Genomic DNA, 21,844 nt, shown 5'->3' with positions numbered 1-21,844 from the left:
CTCCGCGGCACCGCCCCGATGCCGGGCCTGACGCCCGACCGGGGTGCGGCCGGACACTGCAGCGAGGCTTACTAGGCCTGTCTCCCTTTGGAGTGCGGGCGACGCCATTGGGTAGCCTGGAACCCCGACCTTCCCGGCGCACCCCGACCAGTTCGGGGACATCCAGGAGTGAGCTTATGAAGTCCCCATCGTTCTCGGCCGTCGCCACGGCGACCGAGCCAAGCGAGCCGACCCCGGTTCCCGAATCGGGAATGCGGCGCGACGACGCCGCCTCCCTCGGCATGCTCCTCGTCGCCGGCCTCGCCCTGGTGGGGCTCCAGGCCGTCATCGACCAGAACCTGGGCGGGTCGGTCACGCTCAACGCGGTGACCATCCCCGCTATGACGATCCTGGCGGGCCTCATCGCGTGGACCGCTGCGCGCAAGTGGGCGCCGTACGCCGACCCGGTCTTCATCCCCGTAGCGACGTTCTTCTCCGGCATCGGCATCGTCTTCATCCGCCGCCTCCAGGTCACCATGGACCCGCAGTACGCCATCGACTTCGACGCGGGCATGTTCGCGGGGACCGGCGGGCGCCAGCTCATGTACACCTTCGTGGGCGTGATCGCCTTCGCGGTGATCATGGCGTTCCTCAAGGACCACCGCGACCTGAAGAAGTTCAGCTACCTCATCGCGGCGGTCTCGCTGGTGGGCATCATCCTCCCGGCCCTGCTGCCGGCCTCGATCTCCTACGCCGGCGGCGCGAAGCTGTGGATCCGCATCGGGCCGATCTCCATCCAGCCCAGCGAGTTCGGCAATATCGGCCTGATCATCTTCTTCTCCCACTACCTGGTGGCCAAGCGCGACGTCCTCACCCTGGCCGGACGGCGCTTCCTGGGCCTCCAGTTCCCCCGCGTCCAGGACCTCGTGCCCATCATGGCAGTCCTGGCCACCTCGGTGTTCGTCATGGTCTTCGAGGCGGCCCTGGGCCAGTCACTGATGATCTTCGCGGCCTTCCTGGCCATGCTCTACATGGCCACGCGCCGGTTCTCGTGGCTGGCGATCGGCCTGCTGTCCTTCGCCGGGGCGTGCGTGGCCATCTACCCGTTCTTCGCCCACCTCCAGCAGCGCGTCAAGGTCTTCCTCGACCCCTACAACCCGGAGTGGCGCGACTCGATCGGCTTCCAGCTGGTCAAGGCGCTCGACAGCATGGTCGACGGCGGACTGCTCGGCACGGGCCCCGGCGCGGGCAAGCCGAACGCGATCCCGCTGGCGGAGTCCGACTTCATCTTCCCCGCGCTCAGCCACGAACTGGGCCTCATGGCGGTCACCGCCCTGCTGCTGATGTACTTCCTGCTGATCTCGCGCGGCTTCAAGGCCTCGGTCCTGGTGCGCGACAACTTCGGGAAGCTGCTGGCCTCGGGGCTGTCCTTCCTCATCGCCTTCCAGGTCTTCGTCGTCGTCGGCGGCGCCACGGCGCTCATCCCCATGACCGGCGCGGCCATGCCGTTCCTCGCCGCGGGCGGCTCCTCGATCCTCGCGACCTGGATCCTCGTGGGCCTGCTGGTGAAGATCTCCCACGAGGGCCGCAAACCGCACCACGGCAACCAGGGCCTGCAGAAGGTCGCCGCTCCCAAGGAGTTCCTCGAGCAGCAGGCGGCCGAGAAGCGGGCCCGCGAGGCCGCCGAGGCGGCCGCGGCCGAGCGCCAGGCCACCGAGATGGTGGACCTTTCCACCCTGCGCGGCCAGACCGGGCAGCCCTCCGTGCAGTCCCCGCCGACCCGGAACGCCCCCGGCGCCCCGCCGGTCCAGTCCCCCTCGCAGCAGCATCCGACTCAGCCCGGATCCGGCCAGTACGGCCAGGTCGCCGGCCGACCCGGTTCCGTCCGGCACGGCCAACCGCCCTCGTCGCAGGGCCCCGGACCCGACCACACTCATCCGCCGCGGCAGCAGCCCCCGCCCGCCCAGGGCCGCCGTCCGCAGGACTCCGATCGGAGGGACCTCCCGTGAACCCGGCCCTACGCCGCACCGCGATAGTCTGCATAGTCTTGTTCGCGGCCCTGTTCATCCAGGTCAACCGCGTCCAGTTCTTCGAGGCCTATGTCCAGGAGGACGACTCCTGGTGCAACATCAAGTCCGAGGACTTCGACCGCATGCGCGGTTCGATCCTCGCCGGGGAGGAGCCGATCGCCGTCTTCGAGGAGTCGGAGAACGAGGCCGGCTCCCGGTACTACCGCGACTACCCGCAGGGCGAGTACTTCGGCAACGTCACCGGGTACGCCTCGATCAGCTACGGCGCCAACCACCTCGAGTGCGCCGCCAGTGAGTACCTGGACGGCTCGGCCGACCTCTTCCTCTCCGACAAGATCCTCGCCTCGCTCAAGGGTGGGGAACAGACCTACGGCAACGTCCTCACCTCGATCGACCCCGAGGCGCAGAGGACCGCCTACGACGCCATCGCGGAGGTGGCCGACGAGGGCTCCGCCGTCGCCATCGAGCCTTCCACCGGCCGGATCCTCGCGCAGGTCTCCGTGCCGGGCTGGGACCCCGGCCTGGTGTCGTCACTCGACACGGAAGCGGCTGGCGCGGAGTACGACCGGCTCAACGGCCTCGAATCCAACCCGATGCTGGACCACGCGATCAACGAGTTCGCCCCGCCGGGCTCCACCTTCAAGACCGTCGTCGCCGCCGCCTACATCGAGAAGGGCCTCGGCGACGCCGACTCCATGGTTCCGGCTGGCAACCGCTACGAGCCGCCGGGGGCGGGCCAGCCCATCACCAACGCCGCCGACCAGTGCGCGGAGTCGGAACTGCCGCTCAAGGAGGCCTTCGCGCGCTCCTGCAACACGACCTTCTCCCAGATCTGCAACGAGGAGCTCTCCCCGCGGGACATCGCCGATATGGCAGCCGAGCTGGGCTTCGAAGAGAAGTTCTCGACCCCCATCAGCAGCCTTTGGGCGTCCACCACCGGCGGCGTCGAGAAACTCGAGGACAAGGGCATCCGCGCGCAGGCCTGCATCGGCCAGAACACGGTGTCGGCCAGCACCCTGCAGAACGCGGTCATCGCCTCGACGGTCGCCAACGACGGGATCCGCATGGACCCGCGCATGCTGGACACGATCACCAACGCCGAGAACGAGACCATCCACCGCTTCGACGACGAGAAGGCCGGCCGCGCCTTCTCCAGCGACACCGCCGACGAGCTCAAGAAGATCATGGAAGAAGTCGTCACCGGCGCCAACGGCACCGGATCCAACGCCTACGTCGACGGGTTCACCACCGGCGGCAAGACCGGGACGGCCGAGCACACCGACAAGAAGGGCGACCCGCTGCCGGACCACGGCTGGTTCATCGGCTGGGGTGGTTCGGACTCCGACTCGCCGGACGTCGCCGTGGCGGTCTTCCTCCCCGAATACGGGCAGGGCGGCTCGAGTAACGCCACGGCCATCGCCGGGAAGATCATGTCCCAGGTGCTGAACAACCCGTCCGAGGCCTGACCTCTTCCCCTCGGCGCGAGAGCACCGAAGAGAAGGCCCGCAAGCAATACCGAAGGCCCCGACCATCGCGGTCGGGGCCTTCGGCGAACAATACCTAACGTGCCGATCGCGTCCTAGCGGCTCACCTCCAGCTTGTACTCGTGGAGCCCGGTGGCGACCTCGACCTCGTCGGTCGAGTCGCCGTAGCGGGACAGGGTCCGGAGGGTCCAGGCGCCGGGCGCGGCGAAGAAGCGGAACTGTCCGCCCCCGGCGGTCACGACCTCGGCGGTGAACTCGCCCGAGGAGTCCAGCAGGCGGACGTACGCGCCGTCGACCTCGGCGCCCTCGCCGTTGACGACGATGCCGGTGATGACGGTCTCGGTGTCCAGGTCGATGGACGCGGGCAGAGCGGTGCCCTGCGCGGGGGCGGCGCAGCCCGGAGTCTGTGCGATGGCCATGTGAAGGTCCTTTCTCTGCTGCTTACTTCTCGCCCGGCTCGTCGCCGAGGGCGACCGGGACGCCGACCAGCGAACCGTACTCGGTCCAGGAGCCGTCGTAGTTCTTGACGTTCTCGAAGCCCAGCAGCTCCTTGAGCGCGAACCAGGTGTGGCTGGAGCGCTCGCCGATGCGGCAGTAGGCGATGATGTCCTTGGAGTCGTCCAGTCCCGCGGCCTTGTAGAGGTCGGCGAGCTGCTCGTTGGACTTGAAGGTGCCGTCCTCGTTGGCCGCCTGGCTCCACGGGACGCTGATGGCGGTCGGCACGTGGCCGGCGCGCTGCGACTGCTCCTGGGGCAGGTGGGCCGGGGCGAGCAGGCGTCCGGCGTACTCGTCGGGGGAGCGCACGTCGACCAGGTTCTGGGCGCCGATGGCGTCCACGACGTCGTCGCGGAAGGCGCGGATGGAGGTGTCGGGCTGCTTGGCGGTGTACTCGGTGGCGGGGCGCTCGGGCAGGTCGGTCACGAGCTCGCGGGCGTCCAGCTCCCACTTCTTGCGGCCGCCGTCCAGGAGGCGGACGTCCTGGTGGCCGTACAGCTTGAAGTACCAGTAGGCGTAGGCCGCGAACCAGTTGTTGTTGCCGCCGTAAAGGACGACGGTGTCGTCGTTGGCGATGCCGCGCTCGGACAGCAGCTTGGAGAACTGCTCGGCGTCGACGAAGTCGCGGCGGACCTGGTCCTGCAGGTCCTCCTTCCAGTCGAGTTTGACCGCGCCCTTGATGTGGCCGGTGGCGTAGGCGGCGGTGTCCTCGTCGACCTCGACGAAGACGATTCCGTCGGTGTCGAGGTTCTCTTCGGCCCAGTCGGCGGTGACCAGTACGTCTTCACGTGCCATTGTATTTCCACTCCTAAGTGCATGTATGTTCAGATCCGGTGATGTCTGGCGGTGGATTGGGGCTCCGGTCCTGCTCCGGGGTCGGGCCGCGGGAGGTCGGAGAGAGTGCCTGGACCTGCGTGAGCGCCACGGCGGCAACGAAGAGGGTTCAGCCGGCGAGAGCCGGAAAGGAGGCGGATACACGTCTCCCGTGAAAAGGGAGTCCGGTGAATCGTTTGAGGCGCCCTTACTTCTGTGTCGTCGTTGAGCCGCTGCCCGCGCCCTCTCAGGTAAAGGGCGCTCCGCTCTCGGCGGAGGGCAGGCCGTCATCCGGCGACTGGCCGAGTGCCAGTCGCCTAAATCATTCGACACAGGGTGGCGGCGATGTAACAGAAGTCGATCGCACGCCGCCTCGTCAGCAAAGGCGAGCGCATGGTCCAAACCATAACAGACCCTTCCCGGGACCGCCATGGACGTTCCCGCCATGTGGATGGCGGCTTCGCGATCAGGCCGGCTCGGCGGCGGAGCGCAGCACGGTGTCCTCGCCGACCGCGGTCAGCCGCAGGCCGTCCGAGCCGACGGAGACGTCCTCCAGCCGCAGGCCGTAGGGCAGCTCGGGGATCGGCACCCGGACGTCGAGGAAGGAGGCCAGGCCCGCGATGAGCGTCTCGGCGCCGTCGGGCATCGTGCCCTCCTTGGTGTCCAGCTCTCCGGCCTGGAAGTCGATGGCGCCGTCGGACACGGCGATGGCGACGTCGGTCGAGAGCGTCAGCTCGGTGCCGAAGACGTCGGTGGTGATGTCGGCGGCCAGGCCGCCGTCCTCGCGGTGGAACTCGACCTCGTGGTCGCCGGGGACGAGGGCGGACAGGTCGTCGAGCCCGATGACCGCGGTGCCGCGCAGGTCGCGCGCGGTGATCTCGCCGGTCCCCTTCATCAGCTCGGCGGGGTCGCCCTCCACGCCCTCGGCGGTGATGTCGAAGGAGTCGAACGTCAGGGAGCTGTAGGAGACGCTGGAGAGGTCGATGTCGATGCGCTCCATGTCGCCGTCGACGACCTGGGTCAGGAAGGGGAAGCCGTGGATCTGGACGTCGACGCGGTCGCTGGACCACGCGCCGGACTCCTCGGCCCGCTGGGCCACGCTGTCGGCGATCTCGTCCTGCGCCAGGTTGGCCGCGACCCGGTCGCCCAGCACGAGGACGATTCCGAGGATGAGGAGGCCTATGAGGATGCGGCGCACGATAGTCGACATGGTGTTCTCTCCGTACGGGTCAGGTGACGATGTAGTAGGCGCTGAGGAGGTAGACGACGGGCCCGGTCATGGCGAAGGCGAAGAGGGGGCCCGCCATTCCGGTCACCGGCCACGGCGCTCCGCCGTCGCCGTCGATGCGCCTGGACGCGACTATATAGGCTACCGCCGTGTCGGCGAGGATCGCGGTCAGTGAGACCAAGAGCCCCCCGATGGCGGCGCTCTGCGGTTCGGGCCCTTCGATGACCATGCCGGCGTAGGCGGCCGCGGCCGTGCCGCACATGGTGCCCAGCACGACGCCGAAGGCCCCCCGGGGGATCTGGCGGTTGACGCGCGGGTCGGGCAGGGCGAAGTCGACGGCGCGGGCGGTCAGCAGGGCGCAACCGCCGGCGATGAGGGAGGCGTAGACGGCCGGCGGGGCCGCGCCCAGTCGCGACAGGACTATGAAACAGGAGTAGCCGAAGACCAGGACCGCCGCCAGGGACGCCGTTCCCATCGCGTCGACGGTGTTGCCGCGCTTCGGGTTCAACAGGTGGACGATCAGCGACAGCTGGGCGGCGAGCGCGAGCGCGCCGAGGAGCGGGCTGATCGAGGGCTGCGGCCACTCGACGGCGAAGGCGTTGCCCGCGAGGAGCCCCGCCCCCGCGGAGATCCAGACCGACCAGGGGCTCGTCAGGCCGCGCACCCAGGTCAGGCACACGACGGCGGCCGCCTGGGCGAGGCCGATGCCGGCGGCGTACGCCCAGCGCTCGGTCTGGGAGCCGATGACGAGTCCGCCGGTGAGGCCGATGATCAGGAGGATCGGGGGGACGCGCTGGTACCAGGGCGGCGTGGGCGGCGGGTTGGTGTGGTCGGGGGCCCGTTCCGCAAGAAGGTCCGGCTCGGGTTCGGCCTCGGTCTCCGCGAGGTTCTCCTCGGCGGGGGTGACGGTGACCGCGGGGCGCCGGGCCGGGTCGGGCCGTTCGAGGCCCCAGGCCGGCGGTTCGGCGGCGATCTCCTCGGGGGAGGGCGAGGGCCTGGGGACGAAGGACGCGGTCCGGGGGCCGTCGGCCGCCGGGGCCGGCCACGGGGCGGCCTGTGCGCCCGTGTCGTAGGGATTCGCACCGGCGCCGGTGGGCTCTGTCGACGCGCCGGTGCCGAAGGAGTCCGGGCGGGGGTCGGTGCCGTAGGGGGCGGCGAAGGAACCGGAGTCCGGCCGGGGCTCGGCGGCGGACCTGTTCCAGCCGTCGGCCGAGACGTGGGAGCCGCTGTGGCGTCCGGACGGTTCGCCGTAGGAGGCTCCCCAGGCGTCGGAGCCGCTCGCGGACCCGGGGGCGCTCCCCGGGGGGCCGGACGGCGTTTCGGGCCCGTGTGAGCCGCCCCAGGGGTCGGAGTGCCGCTCGGCGCCGTAGGGGCCGCCCCACCCGCCCGACTGGGCCTCGGTCCCGTACGAGCTTCCCCATTCCCCCGACGGCGTCTCCGAGGCGCGCGAACGGTTCCAGCCGTCGTCGTCTCGGGGGTCGTCGTGCCGGCCACTCCGGGGGTCGGCCGGCTCCCAGCCGTAGGAGTCCCAATTGCCTGAAGAGTGTCTGCCCACGGATCCAAGCCTAGACGATCGCCTCCGGGAGGCTCGGCGCTGCGCGCCCGCGTCGAGGGCCGTACCCCGATGTGGGGGACGGGAACCGCGGCGCCGGTGGACGCGGTATGTGGCGCGTTCAACCGTCCGCCGGAATATCGGCTACAATTTATAGGGATTTCACCTACCGCAGTCGCGACCGCCCGCCGATGACGCCGGGATTACCGACTCCGCGCCGCCGACGCGAGGCCGCGAGAGTCCAGGTCACCAGCGAAACCCGCCTGCCACATTCGGAGGCCGCCTGTGGAAATTCTCATTCTCACCGACTATCCGGTGCCCCAGTTCCCCGAGAACATCCTGCCCTCGATCACCCTGCTCCCCCACCACGTCCGCTACCTGCCGCGCGACGCGCGCTCCCTGCTGGAGGGACCCGCGCCGGACGTCATCGCCGTGGACGCGCGCGAGGACCTCGCCGACGCGCGCTCGACCTGCCGGATGCTGCGCACCACCGGGGTCAGCGTGCCGGTCATGCTCGTCATCAACGAGTCGGGGCTCATCACGATCCAGCCGGACTGGCAGGTGGACGACTTCCTGCTCTCCGGGGCCGGCCCGGCCGAGGTGGAGGCGCGCCTGCGCCTGGCCGTGGGGCGCCGCGAGAGCGAGAAGCTCGACAGCGCCGACATGATCAAGGTCGGCGACCTGGTCATCGACCCGGACATGTACTCGTGCAAGATCAAGGGCCAGCCGCTCGACCTGACGTACAAGGAGTTCGAGCTGCTGCGCTACCTGGCCGAGCATCCGGGACGGGTCTTCAGCCGCGAGCAGCTGCTGCGCGAGGTCTGGGGCTACGACTACTACGGGGGCACCCGGACGGTGGACGTGCACATCCGACGCCTGCGGGCGAAGCTCGGCTCGGAGCACGAGGCGCTGATCGGCACGGTCCGCCAGGTCGGCTACCGCTTCGTCCTGCCGCCTTCGACGGACAAGTCGTCATCGCCGAAGCACTCTCTCGTCTAGGCCGGGGCGGTCGCGGGTCTCCGCGCCGGCCGGCCTGGGTCTGGGCGGGCCGGTCGGTCGCCGGCGGTGACGCCGGATCCGGCTTCGCCGGCCGGCCTCCGTCCGGACGTGGCCGGTCCGCCTCACCAAGCCCCTGGTAGACGGAGGTGAACCCGGACTCTGTCCGGGCGGAGCCGGTCCATCCCGAGGGCCGGGCTCGGCCGTCCGCTCCTCAGGGCTCCATGCCGGAGTAGTCGGTCAGGCCTATGACGTTGCCCCACGGATCGGCCAGTTCGACGGCCTCGCCGCTCCCGACCCAGTACGGGTCGCCCATCGGGTGGACGCCGCGCGCCCGCAGCACGGTCACCGTCTCGGTCACGTCCTCCACCTCCAGCCAGACGCGCATCCCGACGGCGCCTCCGCGCCCGTCCACGGGCGCGGTGTGGAGGAGCAGCCCCGGGGAGGAGGGAGCGGTGTCGAAGAGGATCATGTCCCGCTCGGGGTCGTCGACGCGCGCCCGGAGGCCCAGCCGGAACCCGTAGAACTCCCGCGCCGCCGTCAGGTCTCCGACGGGGACGAGGATGTTGTCCACTGCCAATACCTTCACCGCGCCATTGGAACACGGCCGGTTAGGAAATGGTGTGCAATCAATAAAACCGAGGGGCGGAGGTCGGCCGCCCCGCCCCCACGGTTCCGCTATCAGCGCGCCCGATGGGCGCTCACCCGCGGCTCACGACTCCCCGCCGGCGGTCGGCACCCACTCGCCGCCGCGCATGACGCCGCGCAGCTCCAGGTCGTCGTCCAGCACGACGAGGTCGGCACGGCGGCCGGGCTCGATGATGCCCGCGTCGGCCAGGCCGAACGTCTCGGCCGGCACCTCGGCGGTCATCGCCACGGCGCTCTCCACCGTCTGGCCCGAGAGGCGCACCGCGTTCTGGAAGGCGTCCAGCATCGTGATCGTGGAGCCGGCGATCGCCCCGTCCTTGGTCCGCGCTGTCCCGTCCACCACGTCGACCTCCAGAGTGCCCAGCATGTACGTCCCGTCGGCCAGCCCGGCGGCGTCCATGGCGTCGGAGACCAGGTGCGTCCACGTCGGCAGGCCCGCGTCGAAGATGAACTCCATGGTGCCGTGGTGCAGGTGGACCGGGTCCGCGATCACCTCGCAGATGACGCGCTCGTCGTCCAGCAGTAGCGGGATCGGGCCCGGGTCGCGGTGGTTGAACGGCCGCATCGCGTTGCACAGGTGCGTGGCGACCTTCGCGCCCGCGTCGACGCCCGCCAGCGCCTGCTCCCACGTGGCGTCGGTGTGCCCGATGGCCACCACGATCCCGGCGCCGTCCAGGTACTCGATCGTCTCGACCGCGCCGTCCAGCTCGGGGGCGATGGTGACCATCTTGACGAACCCGCCGCCCAGCCCGACCAGGTCGCGCATCTCGTCGACGGACGGGTCGCGCAGCGCCTCGGGGTCGTGGGCGCCCTTGCGCGAGGCGGCGATGTAGGGGCCCTCGTAGTGGAGGCCCATGATCGTGCCGTCCTCCCAGAGCGGCTTGAGGCCGACAGTCGCCTCGCGGAGGAACTCCGGCGAACCGGAGACGAGGGAGGCCATGATCGACGTCGTGCCCCGCGAGGCGTGGAACGCGGCGGCCTTGCGCGCCGACTCGGGGTCTCCCCCGGTGAAGGAGAAGCCCCCGCCGCCGTGGGTGTGCGTGTCGATGAAGCCCGGCACGATCCAGCCGGAGGGCTCGCCGGCCGTCTCCTCGACTCCGGCGATGCGGTCGCCCTCGGTGACAACGGTCCCCGTCAGGGTCCCCTCTCCCGTCACTACCCGCGCATGGGGTGGGAATGTGCTCATCTACGCTCCTTTATAAGCACGGCGGCGTGCTTGACCTCACGCCGGCTGACATAATCGAACCCTAATGTGCATTGAACGCGCACCCAGGCTCCCAATACGAACAATAACGCGCGATAATTGAGCTCGGACGTCGGTTAGGAGAATAATGGACCGCTACGCAAGATGGAACACGCTGCTGGAAATCCTTGCCGAGCAAGGAAGGATCACCGTCGAAGAGGCGGCGGACAAGCTCGGGGTCTCCCAGGCGACGATCCGACGTGACTTCGACCAACTGTCCCAACAGCAGATGATCACCCGCACCCGCGGCGGGGCCGTCGCGGGCGGGATCTCCTACGACCTCCCGCTGCGGTACAAGACGGCCAAGCACGTCCAGGAGAAGCACCGGATCGGCCAGGCCGCCGCGAAACTCGTCCAGCCCGGCCAGGTGATCGCGCTCAACGGCGGGACCACCATCACCGAGGTGGCCCGCTCCCTGGCGACCAGGACCGACCTGGTGGCGACGCCGGGCTCGACGGGCCTGACCATAGTCACCAACGCACTGAACATCGCCAACGAGCTGATCGTCCGCCCGCACCTCAAGGTCGTGGTGGCCGGCGGCGTGGTGCGCCCGCAGTCCTACGAGCTCATCGGGCCGCTCGCGGCGCCCATCCTGCGCGAGATCACGCTGGACATCGCCTTCCTCGGCGTGGACGCCGTGGACTTCAAACTGGGCGCGACCTCCCACCACGAGGGGGAGGCCGCCATAAACGCCCTCATGGCCGCACGGGCCAGGAAGGTCGTCATCATCGCCGACGGCTCGAAGATCTCCGGGCACGCCTTCGCCCGCATCTGCTCGACCGACCGGATCCACACGCTGGTGACCGACCAGTCGGCGCCGCCGGAGCAGATCCGCGACTTCGAATCCGCCGGCGTGCGCGTGGTGGTGTCCTGACCCGGGCCGCGACCAGATCAGGACGGGCGACTCTACGGAGCCTCGGGGCCGCTGCCGGGCGCCGGGCGCACCGAGCGGTTCACCGTCCCCTTGCCGAGGCGCTGCGGCTCTCCGGAGCCCTTCGGCGCCGGAGCGGTGTCGGCCTGCACCGGGACGCCGGTGTGCGCCGTCCTCCCCCGGTCCCGCAGGCGCCTCACGACCCTCCAGAGCCTCCGGAAGACCTCGTACGTCCGGTACGAGCGCCCGGCCAGCAGCTTCTGCTTGAGCCCCCGCGGGTCCCAGCCCTCGGGCCGGTGCGCCTCGCAGAGCTCGTGGGCCCGGTGGAAGAAGTCGCGGCGCTGCGCGTTGCTGATGCGGTCGGTGTTGCCCATGACGATGAGCAGGTGCCAGACCATGTGCGAGAAGAGCGCCCGGCGCAGGCCCGCGTCCGCGACGCCCTCCCAGTCCTCCCACGTCCGCTCCCACTGGAGGAAGACGTCGAAGTGCTTGCGGTCCTGGGTGAGCGTGATCGAGCTGTCCGGGCGCTGGTGCCACTCGTAGCACTCCTCGAGGACGAGCCCGATCGCCTCGACGCGGCGCAGCAGGCCGTAGGTCCAGGGGATGTCGGTGTACCAGCCGCTGGGGAACGTCGGGCCGTCGTCGCTGAGGACGGTGCGCCTGGTGACCTTCGTCCACGGGGTGTGCGTGTAGGGCAGGACGCCCGGCCACTCCTCCAGGGTGAAGGAGTCGGTGCCGACCGGCGCGCTCGCGGCGAGCTCGGGGAGGCCGGCGGTGCGGACGACGCCGTCGGAGGTGATGCGGCTGTGCTGCACGAGCAGGAGGTCGGGGGCTCCCGCGCGGATGCGGTCGAGGATGAGGTCCACGGCGCCGGGGGCGACGCGGTCGTCGGCGTCGACGAACCAGACGTACTCTCCGCGCGCCTCGGCCAGGCCGCGGTTGCGCGCCGCGCCGGACCCTCCGTTCTGCTCGGTCCGCACGAGCCGCACCCGGGGGTCGGAGGCGGAGAACTCGGCGGCTATCTCGGCGGACTTGTCCGGGCTGCAATCGTCGACGACGATCACTTCGAGACTATCCGTTGAGGAAACGGTGACGGAGCGTAGGCACTGGGGCAAGAACCTGTCCGCTTTGAACACCGGTACCACTACGCTCAGAAGAGGCATGTTTCAACAGTTACTTTCCTGGGTGAGAGGGTCTGAGACCATCATGACACAGACGCCGCCGCCCGCGGCCGGACTCGGAACCCGGGATGGCGCAGGACGCGCTCCCGCGAAGACGGCATCGTCTACGCCACAGCCTCTCAGCCGCGTCTGATATTTCGGTTAATTGAACGTGGCGTGTCGGTGGAATCTGGACCAATCCAGGGCGAATTAGCTGCACAAACGTGCATCGCTCACCATTGGCGGGCCCGTCCGGGTGCTATCTTTCAGAGAGGAAGACCCTTGGGACCGCGCCGCGCGGCGCCCCTCCACCGACTGGAAAGCAGCGACCATGGTGCCCGAAATCCCGGCCGGAGCGGACGGCTCCGACGACCCCGTTGAATCCACAGTAGACCTTGTTGTCGTGGGGCTCGGCTACGTCGGGCTGCCGCTCGTGCAGGCGTCCGTGCGCGCCGGGCTGTCGGTCACCGGTTTCGACCTGAGCGAGCGCGTCGTGGACGGTCTCAATGCCGGTGTCAGCCATATCGACGACCTGTCGGACGGTGACATCGCCGAGGTTCGCGCGGGGGATTTCTCGGCGACGAGCGACCCGGCCGTGCTCTCGCGTGCCCGGGCGATCGTGGTGTGCGTGCCGACTCCGCTGTCGGAGACCGGGGGTCCGGACCTGGCCGCCGTCACCGGCGCCACCGGGACCATCGCCGACCGCCTGCGGGCCGGGACGCTCGTGGTCCTGGAGTCGACGACGTATCCGGGGACGACGGAGGAGGTCGTGCAGCCGCTGCTGGAGAAGAGCGGCCTGACCGCCGGGGAGGACTTCCATCTGGCGTTCTCTCCCGAGCGCGTCGACCCGGGCAACCCGACCTGGGGGATCGTCAACACTCCGAAGGTCGTCGGCGGCATCACGCCGGAGTGCACCGAGGCGGCGGTGGCGTTCTACTCGCGGTTCATCGACACCGTGCACCCGGCCTCCTCTCCCAAGGAGGCCGAGATGGCCAAGCTGTTGGAGAACACCTACCGGCACGTCAACATCGCCCTGGTCAACGAGATGGCCGTGTTCTGCAACGAGCTCGGCATCGACCTGTGGGAGACGATCGACCTGGCCAAGACCAAGCCCTTCGGCTACCAGGCCTTCTACCCCGGCCCCGGCGTCGGGGGGCACTGCATCCCCATCGACCCCAACTACCTCTCCTATAAGGTCCGCACGCTCGGCTACCCGTTCCGGTTCGTCGAGCTGGCCGGGGAGATCAACAACCGCATGCCCGAGTACGTCGTCTCGCGGGCGATGGAGCTGCTCAACCGCGACCGCAAGGCCCTCGCCGGGTCCAAGGTCGTCCTGTTGGGCGTGACCTACAAGCCCGACATCGCCGACCAGCGCGAGACCCCGGCGACGGCCGTGGCGCGCAAACTCATCGCCGCCGGCGCCGACCTGGCCTTCCACGACCCCTACGTCGAGTCCTGGACCGCCGGCGGACGCGACGTCGAACGCGTCGCCGACCTCGACGGGGCCGGAGCCGACCTCTACGTCCTCCTGACCCACCACAAGGAGTACGTCGACTCCCAGGCCGCCGGACTCGCACCCGTCCTCGACACCCGAGGCGTCCTCGAGTCCCGCCCGGGAATCGAAAGACTGTAATCCGACAGCACTGAACCGAAAATGAGGGAGGGCCGGACACCGGCCCTCCCTCGCTCATTCCGCGTCCCGATCGGCCCTTCAGCTGCGTCTGGCGCCGAACGCGCGGCGAACCACCCGACCGCGACCCCGATCGGGATCACCCTCCGTATTCGGTAGTAGTGGAATCAGAACCCCACCGAGAGAAAGGAGGTACACCGGAGGAAAGGAGACATAACCGCTTACGAAGACATCCACGACTAGGAGGCATTCAATGAGCACTACGTACAACGACTACTACCCGACCCGCGGCAGGACCGAGCGGCTCATCCCGCGCACGGACGACCCGGCGGTGAGGGGAGGAGTGGACGACGGACCACTCGATGCCGAACAGTTGACCGCCCACGAGGAGAAGGGCTACACGCAGATCCCCGCGGTGGCGTCCCGGACGCAGGTCGCGGAGATCAAGCGCGAGCTCGAACGGCTGGACGGCGAGTTGAGGGACGACGAGCGCGTGATCCGCGAACCGGCGTCCGACGAGGTCCGCTCCGTGTTCGACGTCCACCGGCTGTCGGACTACATCGCCGACTTCATCCGCCGCGACGAGGTCGCCGGGGTGGCGCGCCAGATCCTCGGGTCCGATGTATACATCCACCAGTCCCGCATCAATTTCAAGCCCGGTTTCGGAGGCAACTCCTTCTACTGGCACTCCGACTTCGAGACCTGGCACGCCGAGGACGGCATGCCGCGCATCCGAGCCGTCAGCCTTTCAGTGGCCCTAACGGACAACCACGACCACAACGGCCCGCTCATGATCATGCCGGGGTCCCACCGGACCTTCGTCTCCTGCGCCGGAGAGACTCCCGAGGACAACTACAAGTCCTCTCTCAAGGCCCAAGAGGCCGGAACACCCGGACACGAGTCCCTCCGGACGCTCGCCGACGAACACGGCATCGACCAGCTGACCGGACCCGCCGGGACGGGCCTGTGGTTCGACTCGAACTGCATGCACGCCTCGGCCGGCAATATCACGCCCTACCCGCGCTCGAACCTCTTCCTGGTGTTCAACAGCGTGGACAACGCCCTGGTGGAGCCCTTCGCGGCGGTCGACGCCCGCCCGGACTTCCTGGGCTCGCGCCACTGGGAACCGGTGAAGTGATCCGGACCGAGCCGGACGGGTGACGAGCGTCGAAGGCGACCGCTGGTCGCCGGCGCCGGGACACGGCCGAGCCCGCGAGGCCGCCGCTCGCCGAACGGCGGCCTCCATCGCGATTCCGCGCTTCCGCAGTCCCCCCCCCGAGACGGCGGATCCCCCATTGGCGTCCCCCTTATAGCCTGACCACATGAAAAATTCCTCGAATCCCGCGCTTATGCGCTACGCCCTCCTGCCCGTGGCGGCCATGGCGTTCGCCCTCACCGCCTGTACCGGCGACGACTCCGCCGCCAAGGACCCCGGAGGGGAGAGCGACTCCCCCGGCCCCGAACCCGAAAGCAACACCGGTACCGAGACCGGCGGCGACGCTCCCGGCGAGTCGGACGGAGACACCACGGACTCCGACGCCGGCGCAGAGGCCTCGGGGGACCCCGAGGCGGCCATGAAGGCCTGGCTCGACGGGATCCAGCAGGCCGACGAGGCCACCGCCGCCTCCCTCATGTGCGAGAGCCCCGACGGCAAGCCTGCCGAGTACCTGCGGGCCGCGGAGAACGGCACCCTTCACGACGACATCGTCGACGTGCCCGACCACGCCTTCCTCTTCAACGTGCGGTCCAACGACGGGACCACCGCGGAGGTCATGTTCGGCGTCCAGGGCGACCCCTCGAACCGGGAGCTCGGCATGTTCGAGCTCGTGGCCGAGGGCGGCGAGTGGAAGGTCTGCTCCAGCTGACCCCGGTGAGCCGGTCGCGACCGAGGAAGGGGACCTCCCGGCGGGAGGTCCCCTTCCTCGGTCGCGACCGGCTCACCGGCCGAGGTTGTCGCGAGCCCTGGCCATCGTCTCCGGCGAGATGGCGTTGCCCATGAAGGAACTCATGTCGACGTTGCCGAGCACGCGCTCGGCGACCTCGGCCTGGCGCAGGGCCCGGGTCGCGAAGGCCTCCTCCACGACCGCGATGATCTTGGGTTCGAGGTTGTTCTTGAGGCGGAGGACGCTGTCGTCGATCTCGATGCGCGTCAGCTTTCCGTCGGGCCCGAGCGCGACCTTGATCATGCCGTCCTCCGACTGGACCTCGGTGTCGCCACCGTGGCCCAACTCCTCGTTGGCCTCCACGTAGGCGGTCAGGGTCTGTTCCGCGGAGGCCCGGATCTCCTCCATCTTCGCCATGGCGTCTTCGAGCGAGCCGCGTTGGTTCCGGTCGGCCATCACTGTTCTCCCTTCGGGGCGAGTCGGGCGCGGATCGCGTCCAGGTCGGGTTCGGACGCTCCGGCGGACGCGGCGACGTCCTCGCCGAAGAGGCTCGCCTGCTCTTCCTTCATCTGGCGGTCGGCGTCGGCCAGGGCCCTGTTGAAGACCTTGACGATCTCCTCGCCCAGTTCGGCGCCCGAGCGGTTGAAGGCCCGGTGGTTGAAGTCGATGCCCTTGATCTTTCCTCCCAACGCCACCCGGACGGACAGCGAGTGGTCCTCGGCGGTGGCCTCGCCCTCGATCTCCACCGCCCTCTCCTGCATCCTCCGGACGAGGCCCTGCAGCTCTTCCTGGTTCATCGGCATGGTGTCTCCTCTATGGATCAGGCCTTCGACGCCAGGAGTCCCGTGGCCTCGCCGACCTGGGAGATGACGTCCTGGATCATGTCGAACAGCTGACCGCCGAGCTCGAAGATGCTCACGGCCGCGTTGATGATGGTGACGGCGTCCATGACCGTCATGGCGATGCTGATGCCGCGGTTCGTCGCCACGACGGGCGTCGCCAGGCCCGCGCTGCTGACCAGGGTCGGCACGTCGAAGGTCAGGAAGTTGGAGATCTGCTGGGAGATGAACTCCTTGAGCTTGTCGAAGAGGAACTTGGCCAGGAACGCGTAGGCGGCCAGCCCGATGCCGACGGCGTAGCCCCACAGGCCCGCCACCGAGATGCTGTCGGCGGCCTCTTCGAGGCGCTTCCGGGCGGCGGAGCCCGCCTTCCCCTCCCATTCGGCCAGTGCAGCCTGACCCACCTGGTTGATGTAGTCGCCGGTCTGGCTCGCCCCATCGGGGACGGCCATCCACATGTCCGCGGAGGCCTGCATCGCCCCTTCATTGCCGGTCACCAGCTGCAGCAGGTCCTCCAGCGGAGGCAGCAGCGCGAGTATGACGTCGACGAACTGGCCCACCAGCTCCGCGGGGGTGAGGGCCATGAAACCGGAGGACTCGTTGCTGGAGGCGAGGTCCTGGGCCTCTCCGAATATCTTCTGTCCCAGCTCCATGATCGCCTTGCAGGCGTCCTGGATGCCTCCCCAGTCGGTGAGGCTGTCCACCTGTGCGTCGCCGGCCCTGGAGTTGGAGGCGTTGAGGCCCGCCAGGTCTCCGCCCGTGCCGTGTGCCATCAGTTTCTCCGCGGCCTTGTTGAGGCCGCCCTCGGCGTCGACCCAGCTGCTCGCGTCCGACAGCCCGTCGCCTCCGAGGACGGAGGTGGCCGCCTCCGGCGCGTCGTCGCGCCAGCTGGGCTTCTCGATTTCGTCAGTCATACCGCCTCCAAACCTGAGAAATTTGCATGTGTTTTTTAGTATGGGGTATGTTCGCCATTCAGTCCTCGTGCGTTCTCCGTGACCGGTCGGGTCGACGGTTCGCCAAGGGCTTCGCGCGGACCGTCCGACGTTCGATCCCCGGCACTGGGGCGGTCTCGTCCCGGCCCGACCCGCATAGAGGAGCGCGACCATGGCTGATGTCTCCGCCGACCCCGACGAACTGGAGACCGGGGCCCAACAGATCCGAGACTCGAAGGACGAAGTGGACTCCCTCCTGGAGTACATGGAGGAGGCCAATCCCGACTGGTGGATGTGGGGCATGCCCGGACTGGTCTTCGCCCCGATCTACTTCGCGGGCGTGGACATGATCCGCAACCAGCTCGAAGAGGGAAAAGAAGCCATCGCCGGCGTCGCCTCCCTGGTAGAGAAATCCGCCTCCCGATACCGCGAGACCGATGAACAGATCGCCAAGGACATCGGCGAGAAAGGCGACACCGACGACGTCAAAAACCCCTCCGGCAACGGCGGAGGTGGAAACGGAGGCGGCAGCAGCAGCGGAGGCGGCGGAACCGGCGGAGGAGGCGGCGGTGGCGACACCGGGGACGAAGACGGAGGGGACTCCTCTGAGCCGGACGGATCGCTGCCCTCGGGGACGTCGGACCTGGACGACGAGCAGCTGGAGAACGTCGCCAGCATCATCGAGGCCGGCCGGGAGAAGGGCATGAGCGACGAGGCGATCGTCGTGGCCCTGTCCACCGCCATGCAGGAGTCGACGTTCTACAACCGATACAGCGACAACGTTCCAGGCAGTGAGCAGTACACCGACTCGGAGCACGGCGGATCGGACCACGACTCGGTGGGTCTGTTCCAGCAGCGGGAAGAGTGGTGGGGGCCGGTCGAGGAGATGATGGACCCCGAGCAGTCGGCCGGCAAGTTCTACGACGCGCTGGACAACGTGGACGGCTGGGAGGACATGTCGGTCACCGAGGCGGCCCAGGCGGTGCAGAACTCCGCCTATCCGGACGCCTACGCGAAGCACGAGGGCATGGCGCGTGACCTCCTCTCCTCCTACGACGAGAACAACTGACGCGGACACGGCGGGGGCGGGACCGGTCCGTCCGGCCCCGCCCCCGCCGTGTGGGTCTCCGCTTGAAGGTGTCCCGTGCGACCGTGCACGAGTTGTCCTGCTCCCGCCGTACGGGTCTCCCGGTCAGAACGGGGCCGGCAGGTCCAGCCCGCCGTCCCACTTCCATCCGCCGCTTTCGGCGACCATCGACACGCGGAAACGGTGGGCCCCGCTGCCGAGGCTCACGACCACCACGCCGGAGCCGTCCTCGCGGAAGCTCGTGCCGTGGATGTCGTAGTCGGGGTCCTTGGGATCCGCCGAGGGATCGGGAGGCGAGACGGGCCCGCTACCCGACCAGAACTCGATGTGGCGGTCCACCCGGTGCCTGGTGCCGGTGCTGAACAGCGGCTGCCAGGCCCGGTAGGCCGCGACCTTCTCCTCGGCGCTCGAACAGTTGAACTCGGCCCGGTAGAAGGCCCTCATGAAGGCCGCGAAGGCCTGCTCCAGGCCCGGGTCGACCACCGATACGTTGTCGGACATCGGACTTCACCCCTTCTGCTACTGGACCCGGCCGTAACCGGCGACCGGCTGGTTCCACTCGTCGACGTACTCGCTCACGGGCTGGGTGACGATTCCCTTGTCGGAGTTGGCCGCGTGGACCATCTGGCCGTCCCCCGCGTACATGGCGACGTGGTAGACGTCCCCGGGTTCGCCGAAGAAGAGCATGTCGCCGGGCTGCAGGTCGTCGCGGTCGATGCGCTCGGTGGCGTTGAACTGCTCCTGCGCGGTGCGGGGGAGCTTGTCTTCGCCCCATGCCTGCTGCATCAGGCCGGAGCAGTCGAAGGCGTCGGGCCCGTTTCCGCCCCACTCGTAGGGCTTGCCGTCCTGTGCCAGGGCGAAGTCCCTGGCCGCCTCGGCCGCTTCGGAGTCGGCCTGCTCGTCGGGTTCGAACGAGTCGCCTCCGCCGGAGTCGTCGCCACCGCCGCCTCCTCCGCCGGTTCCGCCGCCTCCGCTGCTGCTGCCGCCTCCGTTTCCACCTCCGCCGTTGCCGGAGGGGTTTTTGACGTCGTCGGTGTCGCCTTTCTCGCCGATGTCCTTGGCGATCTGTTCATCGGTCTCGCGGTATCGGGAGGCGGATTTCTCTACCAGGGAGGCGACGCCGGCGATGGCTTCTTTTCCCTCTTCGAGCTGGTTGCGGATCATGTCCACGCCCGCGAAGTAGATCGGGGCGAAGACCAGTCCGGGCATGCCCCACATCCACCAGTCGGGATTGGCCTCCTCCATGTACTCCAGGAGGGAGTCCACTTCGTCCTTCGAGTCTCGGATCTGTTGGGCCCCGGTCTCCAGTTCGTCGGGGTCGGCGGAGACATCAGCCATGGTCGCGCTCCTCTATGCGGGTCGGGCCGGGACGAGACCGCCCCAGTGCCGGGGATCGAACGTCGGACGGTCCGCGCGAAGCCCTTGGCGAACCGTCGACCCGACCGGTCACGGAGAACGCACGAGGACTGAATGGCGAACATACCCCATACTAAAAAACACATGCAAATCCCTCAGATCTCATGTGGCGCCCAGGCCGACTCGCCTCTTTGAGGGTCTCGGGGCGATCACCGGGCCCCGGCCGCGAACCCGCGATCCCCTCTCCAACGCCTGAAGCGCAGACCCGGCCGACGGCTCCGGTCGGGCGTGACGGCCCCGACCCGGTCATGGGCATTGGACCGCAGAGGAACGGTTCGCCTCCCGAACGAGCATGTCCGGGTGGGGGTCCCCGACCGGTTCGGTGATCGACTCCAGGGCGCGCACCGCCGCCGCGCTGTCAGTTCCGGTGGCGACCACGATCAGCGCGCCGTCGCAATGCGGATTCTCCATCGTGACCACTGCGGACTCCGACGAGCCGGCCCTTCCAGGGAACGCCGCCCAGGCGGGTCGCTCGTCCTCGATCAGCTTGGCGATCACCGGATGGTTCTGCACCGGACCGAACAGCACCACGCTGCCCTCGGACAGGGCCTTCCACGCCCCGGGCGAGACGGCATGGCTCTCCCAGAGCGGATACGAGGGGACCCAGCGGTCGAAGAACGCACGGCGCAGGCGGTCGACCGCTTCGCAGGAACGGATGTCGGGCCTGCCGTCGTCGCCTTCGGTCTGGCCGATCAGGGTCGCCGGGCCGAGTGCCATCACGGGCGCCCAGAACCTATGGAACGGGGAGTCGCTGAGCGCCAGTATCCTGGCGCTCATCTCCCCCGTCATGGCGCGCCCGCCGAACTCGAATCCCTCCGCCCGCCCGAGCCCGGCGACCCGGCCGAGGCGCTCTTCGAACTCGGCGAGACTGCGTCTCTCGATTCGCTCCGCCTGTGAGACGAAACAGCCCAGTGCCTTCCGCTTGCGGTCGCCGCGCGGGGGAGCGAGCCCGACGAAGATGTCGGGAAAGAACGCGCCGTCCTCCACCGACAGGTGGACGGCGAAGTGCAGGAGGGCCGCCTCGCGGAACGCGGCACGCGCCAGTCGGCCGGCCTCGACATGGTCGTTGTGGCTGTCGGCGGCGGAATGCGCGACGACCAGGTCGGGATCGACTCCATGCTCGGAGGCCAGGGCGCGAATGGCCGAGACGCTGTCGCCGTCGGCCCTGAGGTGCCCGTCCCGGAGTCCAGCGAAAAGGACCTGATCCGGCGGAACTCCCAGGCGCTTCGCGGACTCGACGGCCTCGGCACGACGCGTGTCGCGGTGCGGGGCATCGTCGGTGAGGATCAGAATCCATCGACGACACCCGAGTTCCCGGGCCTTCTCCAGCAGCCCCGCGGCTCCGATCTCGATGTCGTCGGGGTGCGCCCCGACGGCGAGAATCGTCATGGCGGGGGAGGGAACGGCGGTCTGGATCATGGGGGGACCTCCCGGCAAGTGCCGCACACTGCCCTTCGCAATTCCTACGTGTACAGCAAGTATTCGTAACTGTGTACATTCCACAAGGAATCCAGTTATACCACATGGTTAGGAAACCTTCTATACCCAAGAGAACCCG

The 21,844-nt window shown here is 68.9% G+C and carries 21 protein-coding genes; 8 read left to right on the top strand and 13 right to left on the bottom strand.

Translation table 11 applies throughout. The features are described 5' to 3' along the window. The first annotated feature begins 176 nt into the window (after positions 1-176). Positions 177-1,988: an FtsW/RodA/SpoVE family cell cycle protein gene (locus ACFTE1_RS22270; RefSeq protein ID WP_380619280.1), complete on the top strand. Its 1,812-nt coding sequence runs from the start codon at positions 177-179 to the stop codon at positions 1,986-1,988. After that, positions 1,985-3,475 (top strand): penicillin-binding transpeptidase domain-containing protein, encoded by a 1,491-nt coding sequence (locus ACFTE1_RS22265; protein ID WP_380619282.1) that lies wholly within the window; start codon positions 1,985-1,987, stop codon positions 3,473-3,475. Before ACFTE1_RS22270 ends, ACFTE1_RS22265 begins: the two co-directional genes overlap by 4 nt. 113 nt (positions 3,476-3,588) lie before the next feature. On the opposite strand, the gene ACFTE1_RS22260 is transcribed toward ACFTE1_RS22265, so the two are convergent. The 4 genes from ACFTE1_RS22260 to ACFTE1_RS22245 all read right to left on the bottom strand — a co-directional run bounded on the left by ACFTE1_RS22260 (position 3,589) and on the right by ACFTE1_RS22245 (position 7,584). Further along, positions 3,589-3,912: a DUF1416 domain-containing protein gene (locus ACFTE1_RS22260; RefSeq protein ID WP_380619284.1), complete on the bottom strand. Its 324-nt coding sequence runs from the start codon at positions 3,910-3,912 to the stop codon at positions 3,589-3,591. 22 nt (positions 3,913-3,934) lie between these two features. Then, entirely contained in the window at positions 3,935-4,783 is an 849-nt protein-coding gene (locus tag ACFTE1_RS22255; RefSeq protein ID WP_380619286.1) for a sulfurtransferase, read from the bottom strand. Positions 4,784-5,267: 484 nt separating this feature from the next. Then, the gene (locus tag ACFTE1_RS22250; protein ID WP_380619288.1) at positions 5,268-6,011 is read right to left on the bottom strand and encodes an LmeA family phospholipid-binding protein; all 744 of its coding nucleotides are present in this window, start codon (positions 6,009-6,011) and stop codon (positions 5,268-5,270) included. Positions 6,012-6,030: 19 nt separating this feature from the next. Then, positions 6,031-7,584 (bottom strand): hypothetical protein, encoded by a 1,554-nt coding sequence (locus ACFTE1_RS22245; protein ID WP_380619290.1) that lies wholly within the window; start codon positions 7,582-7,584, stop codon positions 6,031-6,033. A gap of 282 nt (positions 7,585-7,866) precedes the next feature. Between ACFTE1_RS22245 and ACFTE1_RS22240 the strand changes: the two genes are divergently transcribed. Continuing rightward, complete coding sequence (locus tag ACFTE1_RS22240; RefSeq protein WP_380619292.1) at positions 7,867-8,580, top strand: response regulator transcription factor; 714 nt, start codon at positions 7,867-7,869, stop codon at positions 8,578-8,580. A gap of 211 nt (positions 8,581-8,791) precedes the next feature. Here the strand turns inward: ACFTE1_RS22240 and ACFTE1_RS22235 are convergent, their stop codons facing one another. Together ACFTE1_RS22235 and nagA are read right to left on the bottom strand one after the other, a co-directional pair. Next, positions 8,792-9,166 (bottom strand): VOC family protein, encoded by a 375-nt coding sequence (locus ACFTE1_RS22235; protein WP_380619294.1) that lies wholly within the window; start codon positions 9,164-9,166, stop codon positions 8,792-8,794. 123 nt (positions 9,167-9,289) lie between these two features. After that, positions 9,290-10,411, bottom strand: coding sequence for an N-acetylglucosamine-6-phosphate deacetylase (gene nagA, locus ACFTE1_RS22230; protein ID WP_380619296.1), 1,122 nt, complete (start codon positions 10,409-10,411; stop codon positions 9,290-9,292). Positions 10,412-10,556: 145 nt separating this feature from the next. Here nagA and ACFTE1_RS22225 point away from each other — a divergent pair, with 145 nt between their 5' ends. Continuing rightward, entirely contained in the window at positions 10,557-11,342 is a 786-nt protein-coding gene (locus ACFTE1_RS22225; RefSeq protein ID WP_380619298.1) for a DeoR/GlpR family DNA-binding transcription regulator, read from the top strand. Between the two features lie 32 nt (positions 11,343-11,374). Here ACFTE1_RS22225 and ACFTE1_RS22220 read toward each other — a convergent pair whose 3' ends face one another. Then, complete coding sequence (locus ACFTE1_RS22220) at positions 11,375-12,502, bottom strand: glycosyltransferase family 2 protein (protein ID WP_380619300.1); 1,128 nt, start codon at positions 12,500-12,502, stop codon at positions 11,375-11,377. A 328-nt stretch (positions 12,503-12,830) separates the two neighbouring features. On the opposite strand from ACFTE1_RS22220, the gene ACFTE1_RS22215 reads away from it, so the two are divergent. The 3 genes from ACFTE1_RS22215 (at position 12,831) to ACFTE1_RS22205 (ending at position 15,994) form a co-directional block, all read left to right on the top strand. Then, the gene (locus ACFTE1_RS22215) at positions 12,831-14,132 is read left to right on the top strand and encodes a nucleotide sugar dehydrogenase (protein WP_380619302.1); all 1,302 of its coding nucleotides are present in this window, start codon (positions 12,831-12,833) and stop codon (positions 14,130-14,132) included. 250 nt (positions 14,133-14,382) lie between these two features. Next, the gene (thpD, locus tag ACFTE1_RS22210) at positions 14,383-15,267 is read left to right on the top strand and encodes an ectoine hydroxylase (RefSeq protein ID WP_380619304.1); all 885 of its coding nucleotides are present in this window, start codon (positions 14,383-14,385) and stop codon (positions 15,265-15,267) included. A 184-nt stretch (positions 15,268-15,451) separates the two neighbouring features. After that, entirely contained in the window at positions 15,452-15,994 is a 543-nt protein-coding gene (locus ACFTE1_RS22205; protein ID WP_380619306.1) for a hypothetical protein, read from the top strand. 72 nt (positions 15,995-16,066) lie between these two features. On the opposite strand, the gene ACFTE1_RS22200 is transcribed toward ACFTE1_RS22205, so the two are convergent. The 3 genes from ACFTE1_RS22200 to ACFTE1_RS22190 are packed head-to-tail and all read right to left on the bottom strand — an operon-like array spanning position 16,067 to position 17,765. Then, complete coding sequence (locus ACFTE1_RS22200; RefSeq protein WP_380619308.1) at positions 16,067-16,468, bottom strand: YbaB/EbfC family nucleoid-associated protein; 402 nt, start codon at positions 16,466-16,468, stop codon at positions 16,067-16,069. Next, positions 16,468-16,815, bottom strand: coding sequence for a YbaB/EbfC family nucleoid-associated protein (locus ACFTE1_RS22195; protein WP_380619310.1), 348 nt, complete (start codon positions 16,813-16,815; stop codon positions 16,468-16,470). The genes ACFTE1_RS22200 and ACFTE1_RS22195 overlap by 1 nt, the downstream gene beginning before the upstream one ends. A 17-nt stretch (positions 16,816-16,832) precedes the next feature. After that, positions 16,833-17,765 (bottom strand): hypothetical protein, encoded by a 933-nt coding sequence (locus ACFTE1_RS22190; RefSeq protein WP_380619312.1) that lies wholly within the window; start codon positions 17,763-17,765, stop codon positions 16,833-16,835. Positions 17,766-17,955: 190 nt separating this feature from the next. On the opposite strand from ACFTE1_RS22190, the gene ACFTE1_RS22185 reads away from it, so the two are divergent. Continuing rightward, positions 17,956-18,852, top strand: a complete 897-nt coding sequence (locus ACFTE1_RS22185) for a hypothetical protein (protein ID WP_380762885.1) — start codon at positions 17,956-17,958, stop codon at positions 18,850-18,852. A gap of 123 nt (positions 18,853-18,975) precedes the next feature. Here ACFTE1_RS22185 and ACFTE1_RS22180 read toward each other — a convergent pair whose 3' ends face one another. The 3 genes from ACFTE1_RS22180 to ACFTE1_RS22170 all read right to left on the bottom strand — a co-directional run bounded on the left by ACFTE1_RS22180 (position 18,976) and on the right by ACFTE1_RS22170 (position 21,705). Then, positions 18,976-19,371 (bottom strand): hypothetical protein, encoded by a 396-nt coding sequence (locus ACFTE1_RS22180; RefSeq protein ID WP_380624443.1) that lies wholly within the window; start codon positions 19,369-19,371, stop codon positions 18,976-18,978. Between the two features lie 18 nt (positions 19,372-19,389). After that, positions 19,390-20,208, bottom strand: a complete 819-nt coding sequence (locus tag ACFTE1_RS22175) for a C40 family peptidase (protein WP_380762882.1) — start codon at positions 20,206-20,208, stop codon at positions 19,390-19,392. Between the two features lie 324 nt (positions 20,209-20,532). Next, positions 20,533-21,705 (bottom strand): PIG-L deacetylase family protein, encoded by a 1,173-nt coding sequence (locus ACFTE1_RS22170; protein ID WP_380623343.1) that lies wholly within the window; start codon positions 21,703-21,705, stop codon positions 20,533-20,535. Positions 21,706-21,844: the final 139 nt, after the last annotated feature.

This window comes from Salininema proteolyticum (genome assembly GCF_042685645.1).
GTDB lineage: Bacteria > Actinomycetota > Actinomycetes > Mycobacteriales > Micromonosporaceae > Salininema > Salininema proteolyticum.
Note: the sequence above shows the minus strand (reverse complement) of the source record. Positions and strands in the feature narration are given on the sequence as shown.